Genomic DNA, 12,089 nt, shown 5'->3' with positions numbered 1-12,089 from the left:
TGTACAGGTATGTCTAGTATTGTACAGGTTTTTGTCTTCTAGAAAAACCTCTTTTCGGTTAAGCGGTTTAGAAGCACATAAAGTACCTGAGTCCAGTTCTTTAGTTGGTTTATTGGCAGTTGGAGCATTAGCAGCAACAAGTCTAGGAAAAGGAAAAAGCTTTATTAAGTCTAAAAAAGATGATTAATCCTACTCTCCTTTAGAATCCTCTATATTTATTAAGTTGTATGTAAAAGTAAAAATCAAAATTTATTGAAACTAAAAAAACTGGGTGAATAACAACCACCCAGTTTTTTAGTTATTAAAGATGATCAAATCAGACGTTTATACAGCAACAGTTTTCTTGGTTCCTGCGCTTAATTCACCTTTAGCATACTTAGCAGCGTAAGCATCAAGACTCTCTTGCTTAATCTTACTAGCATTTCCAGCAGTCCAGAATTGCTGATAACGATCAGAACAAACTTGTTTCATGTACTTCATAGAAGGTTTCATGAAGTGGCGAGGGTCAAAGTTAGCAGGATCTTTCATCGCCGCCTCACGAATAGCTGCAGTGATGGCTAAACGGTTATCAGTGTCAATATTAACCTTACGAACTCCACTCTTGATACCTTTTTGAATCTCTTCAACAGGTACACCATAGGTTTCAGGAATTTGACCACCGTATTCGTTGATCATATCTAACCATTCTTGGGGTACAGAAGAAGAACCGTGCATTACTAAGTGAGTATTGGGAAGACGGCTATGAATTTCCTCAATACGACTAATAGCAAGGATTTCACCTGTAGGTTTACGGGTAAACTTATAAGCACCGTGACTGGTACCAATAGCGATGGCTAAAGCGTCAACCTGAGTACGTTCTACAAATTCGACTGCTTCATCAGGATCGGTGAGAAGTTGGTCTTTGCTGAGGGTTCCTTCAAACCCGTGGCCATCTTCTTTGTCTCCTTTACCAGTTTCCAAAGACCCTAAACAACCTAATTCACCTTCAACACTAGCACCAACAGCATGAGCTACTTTAACAACTTCGGCAGTAACGTTAACGTTATATTCAAAGCTGGCAGGGGTCTTTGCATCTTCTTCCAAAGAGCCATCCATCATCACACTGGTGAAACCATTGCGGATAGCACTGTAGCAAGTTGCAGGACTGTTACCGTGGTCTTGGTGCATGGCAATGGGAATATGAGGATAGCTTTCTACTGCACCTAAAATAAGGTGACGCAAGAAGTTCTCCCCAGCATATTTACGCGCACCACGAGAAGCTTGTAAAATTACAGGGCTATCTGTTTCGTCTGCAGCCTGCATAATTGCTAGGATCTGTTCTAGGTTGTTAACGTTAAATGCAGGGATACCATAACCATTCTCGGCTGCGTGGTCGAGAAGCAGTCTCATAGGTACAAGTGCCATAAATGTCCTCCTAATCTCTTTTTTAGATGTTTTGTAAGCAAGTCATTAAGAAAAATATTTCTCTTATTCGTTAATCTTAAGATAGATTTCACTATTTGACTAATTCTTTTTTTATTTTTTATACCGCATACTTTTCTTAATTTGTCAACCTAATTTTGATTTTGAGACTCCATGAGTATGGAATGTTTTTGACCACCTGTACAGTTTTAGATAACTAAAAGATAATGACAATCATCTTCTGTATTTTTGAACCCATCAAATTATTACTCGATTAAAAGACCGAGTGACTATATCTTTGATGATAAAGTTCCGTAACTGTGTTAATTAAAATATCATGGTTTTTGTCCATATCTTCAGTAATACTAAAAGCTAATGATCTCTGGCTTTGCTAAGTAAAAAAATCTTGTTATATTTAAAAAGACGTTAAAAAATTCTCATAATGCAAGCAACAAATAGCCAAAACCTTAATTACAATAGTGGCACATCTTTTAGTGCTATTGAAGAGCAGAAAAAACAAAAAAAAGTAGCCATTATTGGCTGTGGTTACGTTGGCAAAGCTTTAGCCAGTTATTGGTATACTAAAGATTATTTTGTAACGGGAAGTACCACTAGGAAAGAGAAAATTTCTGAGTTAGAAAATATTACTCATAACCCTGTTGTTATGAATGGAAATAACTTAGAGGACGTAGAATCATTTATCAAAGATCAAGAAACAATTTTGGTCAGTATTGCACCTATTAGCGATCGCCAAGTTAGTGCAGAGGTTTATGCTGAGACTTACATATCAACAGCAAAAAATTTGGTGGCTGTATTAAATAATAATTCAACAGTTAAACAGGTAATTTATCTTAGCAGTGGTTCGGTTTATGGAGATAAAAACGGACAATTGGCCGATGAAACTTCTTCGTTAGATGTTGATAGCAAGTATGGCAAAATTTTAGTGGAAGCAGAAAATATTGTTCTAGGTTTAAACCGAGAAGATGTTCAGGTTTGTGTGTTACGTCTAGGGGGTATTTATGGACCGAAAAGAGAGCTACATAAAAGAATAGGAAGAATGTCCGGAAAAACTTTACCAGGAAATGGAGAAAGTTACGTTGCTTGGATACATTTAGATGACATTGTTAAGGCAATTGAATTTGTTCATCAAAAAGGATGCGATGGAGTTTATAATTTGGTGAACGATCTGAAATTAACCAGTAAAGAATTCTGTGATTTAATCTGCGATCGCCAACAATTAGAACGAGTTTCTTGGGACCCTAGTAAACCATCATTCAGTTCCCTAAATGCGAGGGTTGATAACAGTAAAATTAAAGGAGAAGGATATCAGTTTATTTATGCTGACATCCTAGTTTAGTAATGAATTTTTATTGTTTTAAATCGTATCTTTCCAGGGTTAAGGATTCAAATTTTCCAGAAGTAGAATAACTAGCTATTAATTGTTGCATTTCCATGTCATTAATTAGCCAATTAGCTACACAAGAAAAAGAAGTCCCCTGAGTGATATTTTCTGGACAACTAATAGAAACACCATCGGGTAGATAGAAAATTTTATGTCCTTTGATATTCCAAGTAAATTGAGTAGTAACAGGGTCAGAAATTTCTAAATCTGAATTTATTAGCATAGACACTCCTTGCAAATTATTGGGTAAATTGCTAGAGGATAATTGTTCTATTTCCGTAGACCAAAAAGATGAAGGATAACCCGTCGAATCTTCCCTGATGTTAGCTACCCTCATTAAGTTTCCTTGGTCATCGTAAACTATACCAACACTATGTCTTATATGTTGATTTCTAAAGAATAACTCAACTGCAAAAAATTCTCCTGGAAGTAATTGTGTAACTGTCCAAGTTGCATGACCAGAAGGGAAAAAATAACCTCGCATTAACTCACTTTGAGGATGAAACATCCCATCAGCTAAACTATGTTCAGATAGACTATAATTCCAAGTCTTTTCTTGACAATTATCTTCAGCGTAAATGTATCGATTTAACTGATGAATTTCTGTTTGTTCAGCATTTCCTTGAAAACGTCTGAGACTACGAAAAGACTCTTGTACATCTCCCGTTGGAGTATATCTTGTCCAAACACCATACCAATCAAACAAATGTTGATCGGTAAAATTTTTCCAGTTTTGTACTTTAAGATCCATAACGTTTTAAGATTGAGAGTGAAAAACAATAATAATCTCTCTATAATAGAATTAATCTTATATGGGGACAAAGTTCACAGTTATGACACAAAAAGTAGCAATTATCACCGGAGGAACCAGGGGAATTGGATTCGGTATTTCTCAACAACTGGCTGCAGACGGATATAATCTTATTATTGGCTTTAACAGCAATGAAACAGCCGCTATGGAAGCTAAGAGAACCTTAGAAAATAAATATAAAATTAAAGTATTTACCATCAAGGGAGATATCGCTGAAGAAGAAACTATCAATCAATTTTTTGACTGTTTAGAAAGAAATTTTGCCAGTAAACTAACAGCATTAATTCATAATGCAGGATTGTATTTAGGTCTTACCACAACCCCGACATCAGAACAAGCAGAAGCAGCAGTTGACCAACAGAAAATATTATCGGCTGATGGAAATTTTAGCAGTTTGGCGCAATACGAATACTATCAAAATGTTTACCCTAAATGTTTTATTCGCTGTGTAGAAAAAGCGGTTAGTTATATGCAAGATGGTAACGGCTATATTGTGGCTACTTCTTCCCCCGGGTGCAATGTTACCCAAACTCCAAAGCTATCTTATATTTTACCGGGAACTGGTAAAACAGTAGTAGAATTTTTAACCAGATATTATGCAAAAATATTAGCCCCCAGACAGATTACAGTTAATGTTGTAATTCCTGGGTTTACCAAAACAGAAGCGTGGAATTATGTAACAGAGAAAGTTGGTGGAGTCGATAGCGACATAATCAAGCAAAGAATTAAAAATACACCCATGCAACGTTGGTGTTCACCTGAAGAAATTGGTCAAGTTGTAGCATTTTTATGTTCTCCCAAAGCGGCTTTTATTACTGGAGTTGCTTTACCCATTGATGGAGGTTTACATTTACAGTAAATTGAGACGTTTAAATTTTGTAATTACTTAATAAGATTATGAATCAAAAAACTATGAAAACAGAAGTTAAAAAGGTTAATCTAGAGGCTCTATACCCGAAAATTTCTAAGGAAGGACAAGAACTGTGTCAAAAGTGGATAGAAAAATTTCAAGCCTCAAAATCCGTCTTTTATGAGGTTGCTGAACTAGTTAAAGCAGAAGTTGAGAAATGGACTGCAACAGAGGGAAAACCTACCTACAGCGAAATTCGTCAGCACTTATTAGCTAATGATTTAGTCACAAAATTTCAACAGATGAGAACGGGTCCTGCTGGTTTTGTTTTTAACGCAGCTCGTGCAGATATTAGTGCTGACTTAGACTATCAACAACGCATTAAGGACTGGGAAAATACTTCTCGGGAGTTGCTTAACCTTGACCCTGAACTAAAAATACCCACTTATGTTAGTCGTCCTAATTTTCATTGGTGTCCTTATGTTGCTACTAACGACTGGGAAGAACAATTTTTAGGTTGTGTCTGGGATATAGGGACAAGCATTATGGGTCAATCATCCCCTACTGTTCGTAGTTATAGCCTAGGAAGTGGAAGGTTGAGCCGTATGGTGAGCTATGTATGCGAACAAATCCCTGATTTTAGGCCTCAACGCATTTTGGACATAGGTTGTTCTGCTGGTGGTTCAACCATATTTATGGCCATGGAGTTTCCCGAAGCAGAGGTATACGGCATTGATGTATCTTCGAGTATGCTACGTTGTGGCCATGCTCTGTCTGTAGCCTTAGACCTACCCATACATTATCATCAGATGGATGCTAGTCAAACCAGCTTCCCCGATGGAAGTTTTGACTTGATTGTCAGTAACATTGTCTTCCATGAGTTACCCAATAGCATCAGACGCAAAGTTATATTAGAATGCTCTCGGTTGCTGTCTCCTGGGGGTATTATGGCCCACATGGAAGGTGGAACTTATATGGCTCCAACAAACATCTTTCAAAAATTATGGCGTGAATTAGATATTCATGGCAACAATGAATGGTATGTGGGTAACGCCAGCATGGAAAAATTAGCTGTTTATATCCAAGAAGCAGGTTTAAGTACGAAAAAAGATTTATTACAAAAAATTACTCCTTCTTCTGAGTTCTTTGAAGGTGCGTTACTCATTGGTGGACAAAAAACCTAACTTTTTTAAAAATATAATATTACAATAAAAACTATTTTTATGATTCAAAAAAAGTTTACTTTCCGTATTGATTCATCAAACTGGGAACAACATCTTGAGTCCCATCATGCCCTAATTCGTGGACTTGAGGACTTCCTAGAACCATTCAGCCTACCCTTATTAGCTGATAAGTTTATGGGGATGATTCGCTCTCGACGTTTAGAAATAGCTGATTCACAATTTAATCTTGAAGAGCTAAACATCACTTTAAGTTCCTCCGATACTTTTATAGTAGAAACGACTTTTAGAGAGTCAGAAAAAACAATTACTGAACAGCAAACACTGACCATTTCAGACATATTGAATTTTCCTATAGACTCTACTCCTTTGATAACAACAGAAAGACTAGAAATTCGTCTTTTATTACCCTCCGATGAACCAAAAGTTATTAACTTTCTTCGGGATAGGGATGTGTGGAAGATGAGAGGAGAACGTTATCGTCCCATTGTTAATATCCACTCTGTTTATAAACATAAAAAAACTCAAATTCCTTGGCATAAATATCATTTTGCAATAATAATGATTGAGAGCAAAAAAACCATTGGTTTTATGAGTTTTCATCAAATTTTAGGGACTGGTTTAATTGACTTCTTGACTAATTTTATTGGTGAGAAAATTACTCAACCTGTGATGCTTAGTTATGGACTTTCTAAAGATAATTGGGGACAAGGGATTATGTCTGAAGCTGTTTGTTCTGTTGTTCCTTGGTTTGTTGCAAATAATCAAATTGAGGAATTAATCGCATTTGCAGAGATTAATAATTTAGGATCACGTCGTATTTTAAACAAGCTTGGACTACAAGATTATGGAGTTATTAAAGATTCCCCAATTAGTGAAGATTTAAAAGATAAATATAAATTTCTTGTTTATCGACACCCTAAACTATCTCTTGTGGAAACTCCAGTCACTGGGTTAACCCCTTCTGCTCTTTCGCACATCAAAGAAACTTGATAGCGATCGATTGCTGCATCAGTAAAGTCTGCCCCTGTTATAACAGCATCGTAAAAACGAGTACGAGTGGCGATCGCATCTACGAGAATGGCGTTGGTTAAATCAGCAAAATCTAAAGTCACGCGATCAAGCAAAGACGAAGTCAAATTAGTCCCCTTTAGATTCGCTTTTAACAGTGTTGCTTCGGTAAAAATGGCATAAGAAAGGTCTGACCCCTCAAAATTAGCTTCTCGCATATCTGCGGCGGCAAATACGCCCTTTTCTAAGTCCCTATGGGAGAAGTCTTCCTGTTGCAATTCTCCATAGGTATAGTTTACTGTGTTGTCTTGAGCAATAACTGGGGGAGCATCTAGTAATATACAAAAACTAACCAGTAGAATCAGACCAACTAAGGTCAAAAATCGTAACCTCAAGCTTTGTAGTGGTTTAAACATTCTATTTTTTGCGTTACCAGTTGTCATCTTTTTCTTAACCTAAGTCAATTAATAGTTTACTATATTTATCTTTAAATAACTTGTCCGTTCATCTCTCAAGTTATTTTTTCAGTCTCCTGCAACTCGTTTTCAATAGTGACTTGTAACCTCTTCTGCGCCAAAATTACAACCTTTTGTTTTTTTCTGGAAGGGATTTTCGGAAATAATTCCCATTGCTTTAATCTTCATCTGCAGGGGTTTTCAGAAAACTATTTTCTCTAAGTAAATCTTTAGCATCTAAACCAATGCGAATGGTTAACTGAGAGTCTAAATCTCCTGTGGAGGATGCTTCTACTCTGCCCATTCCTAAAGTGGTTTGCAAGTAGTTGGCTGCTTCAAAATCACCTTTCTGCACCACAATTTCTGTTTCTCGCAACAATTGGGGCGCATCAGTTATGGTGTAAACATTGCGGATATTTTGTTCAGATAAATACTCCCTAATCTGGTTGAGCAAACCAGGATCATCCGTAGCATTCTGTAGAGCGATTCTAACACGGTTAGGAGAACGACGAGGAGAAGATTGCCATTGAGGGGTAACTCCGAAATATTGTTCCATCACTTGATCTCGTCCCCTTTGTGACATTACCCAATAACTACGGTTATCAAATTCCTCTTCTCTGCTAAAGCGACCAGGTAACATCACCATTTGTACCTGATCTCGCTCCAGTTGTCGAGCAAAATTAACCAAGGCCAGCATTTCTTCCCAAGTAAGATTAGTGTCAACGTGTTTTTCTAATAAACCCATCCCTTGGGGAATACGGGGTATGATGGTGGGACTAGTGAGACGTTGACGCAGAGATTTGAGCAATATTTGTTGTCTTTGAACTCGACCAATATCTCCATAAGCGTCTTTACGAAAACGGGCAAAATGTTGAGCTTGTTCCCCGTTGAGTATTTGCCTTCCAGCTTTAAGATCAATTGTTAAGTTTTGGGTCTTGTCTTCGTATTGCATTGCATGGGGGACAAAGACTTCTACACCCCCAACCAAGTCAACCAAATCGGTAAACGCATCCGTAGTGACACGAACATAGCGATCGATGGGAACGTCATTAAGGGTCTTACTAAGAACTCTGGCGGCTAACGCAGGCCCCCCATGAACATTAGCATCATTGACTTTAGTGTATCCTACCCCTGGAATATGAACCCGACTATCTCTAGGGACTGAGAGCATTTTCACAGAATTCTTGGTGGGATCGAAGCGTAGGAGTAGAATGGTATCGCTACGACCGGCAAAACCTTCTACACTCCCTGGGGGTGCATTTATGTCGCGATCAACTCCCAATACCAGAAGGTTAACAGGACGAGATAACCCGTACTGTAACAAACTATTATCAGCAACGGGGGGATCTGTTTCGGTTGAAGAGGTTTCTGTTGTTTCTGTCCAAGGGTTAGTTATCTTTTGTGTTAGAGGCAATATGTTATCAGAAAGTGGGGTAAACAGGGTTAACGTTGCGCCCAAAGTCGCGGAAAAGATGCCAGTGGAACCAAAAATCATCCCCCAGAATATGCCCCTAAACAGGGGACTTAATCCCTTGTTTTTCCGTTGTTTTTGGGAATTATTTCCTTTCCCCGTTCTACTGCGGGATTTAGGCGATTTATGCTTACGAGAAGCGGATTTTTGCCTCAAACGAGAAATATTAGACATCCTATCGACACTATTGGCCATAGTTACCTCAACACACCACCTTACCGTTTTTTAGAAGTTTGTTGGCATTAAGATGTTCCCTGTTTATTTGTTTATCAGTTACCAGTTACCAGTTATGGATCATGGTTGACTATTTTAAATAACGGGACTGAATTGAAAACTAATCTTTAAAATAATGATGGGTAATAAGAAGAAAATTGTTATCAAATAAATCAAAGCTATGTAAGGTTTTTCACTCGCTACATAAGCTAAGGTCTTAGCACCCAAAATCGGGATATTTCTTAACAGAGGAACCCCATAAATGATCACAACTCCAGAGAAATTATATAAAAGATGGACTAGGGCAATTTCTAACGCGGCAATTGCATTTTCTTTGGCAACAGTAGCCGCTAACAATGCTGTAATACAAGTGCCAATATTTGCCCCTAATATAAAAGGATAAATTTCTTCCAAACTCAATAAACCAATTCCAGCCAAGGGAACCATTAAACTAGTAGTTGTAGAAGAAGATTGCACTAAAATAGTTACTACTGTTCCTAAGAAAATATTTACAATAGCATTTTTTTCGGTAGCGGTTTCTAAGAGCGATTGTGTTTGGTTGATTAGTAAACTTTTCAGGATATTTCCAATGTAAAAAATAGAACTTAAAATAATAGTAATTCCCAAGAATATCAAAACAATACCATTGAAAGGCTGTTGTAAATGCACTATTACTTGTTTGATTAAGTTAACAAAGGGAACAGTGATAAACTCGATAAACTTAAATCCGCTTAAATCAGTATATTGAGTTACTTTTAAAAAGTTAGCGAAAAATAGAGCAGTTTTTTCTAAAAAATGAGTAGTAATTTCTAAAGGAAAAAAAATCAGGACAGCCAGAAGATTAAAAAAATCATGAATGGTCGCGGCAGCAAAAGCTTTTTTAAACTCTTCTTTGTTTCCAATATGACCTAAACTAACAATAGTATTAGTAATAGTTGTGCCAAGATTTGAACCCATCATCATAGGAACAGCAATGCTTACAGGAAGTCCTCCGGCAACTAATCCAACTATAATAGAAGTAACTGTACTAGATGATTGGATTAGAGCAGTTGCAATGATTCCGACAATTAAACCAGCAAAAGGATTAGTTGCAAAAGTAAATAAATTTTGGGCTTTTTCTCCTACACTTAGCTTAAATCCTTCGCTAATTAAACTAACAGCAATAATTAGAAAATAAACTAAGATAATAACAGCGAACCAATTAAAGATTTTATTATTTTGTTTGCTTATTTTTTCATTGGTGGTTTGATTCATGGTAAAATGGGATAATATTAGTTAAATTAGTAAGTGTTAGGGGACTAAAAAAATGACCAAAAAGCAAAAATTTCCTCACTTATTAGGATCAAAATGGACGGCGAAACAAAAGACATGGGGATGGCGACATTTCCAAGTAGTCAACCGTAAGAACCAAGGTAAATTTGTTTTCGCTGAGATGGTAGCTTCCTGTGATGCTAATGTTCGTTTTTGGATCAATGCAAAACAATTTAAAGATCGTTCTTTATGGCAACCTGGATGGCAAACTTTAGAAGAAATGAACCAACCCGAAGAAGAATTAGAGATTCTTTAGGTAAAGTTATTTTCATCCTGTCCATTTTCCATAATAGCAATAATTTCTTGTTTTAAAGTCAGTAAAAATTTTTCAATGACTATCCACACTTATCTAAATAAATTACTATATAATCAGGAATTAAAATGTCTCTAAATTCTCCAAATCATTTTAAAACTTTTTTCTGTTATTGCTGGTGAAATTTGTTTAACTACTTCTACTATAAATTCAAAAAAAATACTTCATATTCAATTAATAAGGACAGATAAAAAGCTTCTTTTTGAGAGAATTGTGTATAATAAAGAATAGATTTCAGTTTAATACAAATGAGTAAATATAAGCTTCCTGATGGACCGAAAACTCATCCCTGGATACAAACATATCAATGGTTAACTAACCCCCTTGAATATCTTGAAGACTGTAGGAAACGCTATGGTGATATTTTTACCCTGAAAATTGGTCCAGTCTTTAAACCCCAAGTATTTGTTAGTAATCCCAATGGAATTAAAACTATTTTTAGCAGCACTCCCAAACAGTTAGACTCAGGGGAACCGGCTGGAATTCAATTACCTTTATTGGGGCGGCAATCAATGTTAGCTTTAGAAGGGAAACGTCATCAAAGACAAAGAAAACTTTTAACCCCTCCTTTTCATGGGGAAAGAATGGAAAACTATGGTCAACTAATTCAAAAGATTACTGAACAAGTGATTGGTGAATGGAAAATAAATGAGCCATTTTTTGTGCTACCGTCCATGCAAGCTATTTCCTTTAAGGTGATTTTGAAAGCAGTATTTGGATTAGAAAAAGGGATGCGTTATGAGCAACTTAATGAAAAACTGCTCAGAATTATGAACCCTAGAAATCCATTAGTGTCAGCAATGATTCTACTATTTCCTATCCTCAGAAAAGATTTAGGGGCCTGGAGTCCTTGGGGAAGTTTTCTACGGTTGCGACAACAAGTCAATGAACTAATATATGCTGAAATCCAAGAACGTAGAGATAACCCTGATGTGTCTCGCACCGATATTTTATCTTTGATGATGGCAGCTAGGGATGAAGCAGGGGAACCTATGACAGATGAGGAATTACGGGATGAGTTGATGACGTTATTAGTTGCAGGTCATGAAACAACCGCTACTTCCTTAGCTTGGGCGTTATATTGGATTCATCATGTCCCAGAAGTACAAGCAAAACTTAGGGAAGAATTAGAGAGTTTGGGGGAAAACCCCGACCCTAATGCCATTTTCCGCGCTCCCTATTTGAACGCTGTTTGTTCTGAAACCTTGCGACTCTATCCAGTTGCTTTGATGACCTTAAATCGACTGGTCAAGTCACCCTTACAACTCATGGACTATGATTTAGAACCAGGAACTCTTGTCACTGCTTCTGTTTATTTGACCCATCATCGAGAAGATTTATATCCTGAACCCCACAAATTTAAACCAGAACGGTTTTTAGAGCGTCAATTTACCCCTTTTGAATATTTACCCTTTGGAGGTGGCAACCGTCGCTGTATTGGGATGGCCTTTGCTCTGTTTGAGATGAAACTGGTGTTAACCACTGTATTATCCCGTTGGCAATTAGAAATGGCTGATTCTCAACCGATTTTACCCAAACGCAAGGGTGCCTTATTGGGACCCAAGGGAGGGGTTGAGATGGTAGTTAAGGGAAAGCATCAACAAAATCAGCGTGCGTTAGCTAACCGCCGAGAAGCCCCGCACTATAAACGAGGGGGATTTATCAAACCG

12 protein-coding genes are annotated in these 12,089 nt (G+C 37.1%); 7 read left to right on the top strand and 5 right to left on the bottom strand.

The window, feature by feature from the left end:
• A partial coding sequence (locus P9B04_RS04910) for a PEP-CTERM sorting domain-containing protein (protein WP_342053882.1) occupies positions 1-187 on the top strand: 187 nt, incomplete at its 5' end.
• Between the two features lie 137 nt (positions 188-324).
• Here P9B04_RS04910 and fba read toward each other — a convergent pair.
• On the bottom strand, positions 325-1,404 hold the full coding sequence (gene fba / locus P9B04_RS04905) for a class II fructose-bisphosphate aldolase (protein WP_342053881.1): 1,080 nt from the start codon (positions 1,402-1,404) through the stop codon (positions 325-327).
• Between the two features lie 439 nt (positions 1,405-1,843).
• Between fba and P9B04_RS04900 the strand changes: the two genes are divergently transcribed.
• Positions 1,844-2,758 carry an SDR family oxidoreductase gene (locus tag P9B04_RS04900; RefSeq protein ID WP_342053880.1) on the top strand — a complete coding sequence of 305 codons (915 nt, stop codon included), beginning with the start codon at positions 1,844-1,846 and terminating at the stop codon, positions 2,756-2,758.
• A 10-nt stretch (positions 2,759-2,768) separates the two neighbouring features.
• Here the strand turns inward: P9B04_RS04900 and P9B04_RS04895 are convergent, their stop codons facing one another.
• A complete protein-coding gene (locus P9B04_RS04895) occupies positions 2,769-3,554 on the bottom strand; it encodes a DUF3598 family protein (RefSeq protein WP_342053879.1) in 786 nt (261 codons plus the stop codon).
• A gap of 82 nt (positions 3,555-3,636) precedes the next feature.
• Here P9B04_RS04895 and P9B04_RS04890 point away from each other — a divergent pair, with 82 nt between their 5' ends.
• Genes P9B04_RS04890 through P9B04_RS04880 form a run of 3 tightly spaced genes read left to right on the top strand, consistent with a single transcriptional unit; the run spans position 3,637 to position 6,638 of the window.
• A complete protein-coding gene (locus tag P9B04_RS04890) occupies positions 3,637-4,473 on the top strand; it encodes an SDR family NAD(P)-dependent oxidoreductase (protein ID WP_342053878.1) in 837 nt (278 codons plus the stop codon).
• Positions 4,474-4,511: 38 nt separating this feature from the next.
• Entirely contained in the window at positions 4,512-5,648 is a 1,137-nt protein-coding gene (locus tag P9B04_RS04885; protein WP_342053877.1) for a class I SAM-dependent methyltransferase, read from the top strand.
• A gap of 39 nt (positions 5,649-5,687) precedes the next feature.
• Positions 5,688-6,638, top strand: a complete 951-nt coding sequence (locus tag P9B04_RS04880; protein WP_342053876.1) for a GNAT family N-acetyltransferase — start codon at positions 5,688-5,690, stop codon at positions 6,636-6,638.
• Here the strand turns inward: P9B04_RS04880 and P9B04_RS04875 are convergent.
• From P9B04_RS04875 to P9B04_RS04865, 3 genes are all read right to left on the bottom strand, one after another.
• On the bottom strand, positions 6,554-7,072 hold the full coding sequence (locus P9B04_RS04875; RefSeq protein WP_342053883.1) for a pentapeptide repeat-containing protein: 519 nt from the start codon (positions 7,070-7,072) through the stop codon (positions 6,554-6,556). The genes P9B04_RS04880 and P9B04_RS04875 overlap by 85 nt on opposite strands.
• Before the next feature lie 217 nt (positions 7,073-7,289).
• Positions 7,290-8,777: an LCP family protein gene (locus P9B04_RS04870; RefSeq protein WP_342053875.1), complete on the bottom strand. Its 1,488-nt coding sequence runs from the start codon at positions 8,775-8,777 to the stop codon at positions 7,290-7,292.
• A 114-nt stretch (positions 8,778-8,891) separates the two neighbouring features.
• Complete coding sequence (locus P9B04_RS04865; protein ID WP_342053874.1) at positions 8,892-10,049, bottom strand: Na/Pi symporter; 1,158 nt, start codon at positions 10,047-10,049, stop codon at positions 8,892-8,894.
• Positions 10,050-10,101: 52 nt separating this feature from the next.
• On the opposite strand from P9B04_RS04865, the gene P9B04_RS04860 reads away from it, so the two are divergent.
• The gene (locus P9B04_RS04860) at positions 10,102-10,362 is read left to right on the top strand and encodes a TIGR02450 family Trp-rich protein (protein WP_342053873.1); all 261 of its coding nucleotides are present in this window, start codon (positions 10,102-10,104) and stop codon (positions 10,360-10,362) included.
• Between the two features lie 305 nt (positions 10,363-10,667).
• Positions 10,668-12,089: cytochrome P450 (locus P9B04_RS04855; protein WP_342053872.1), on the top strand; the 1,422-nt coding region annotated here is incomplete at its 3' end.

Origin of the sequence: Crocosphaera sp. Alani8, from assembly GCF_038442745.1 — a bacterium.
Classification (GTDB): domain Bacteria; phylum Cyanobacteriota; class Cyanobacteriia; order Cyanobacteriales; family Microcystaceae; genus Crocosphaera.
This window is presented reverse-complemented; position numbering and strand designations above follow the sequence as displayed.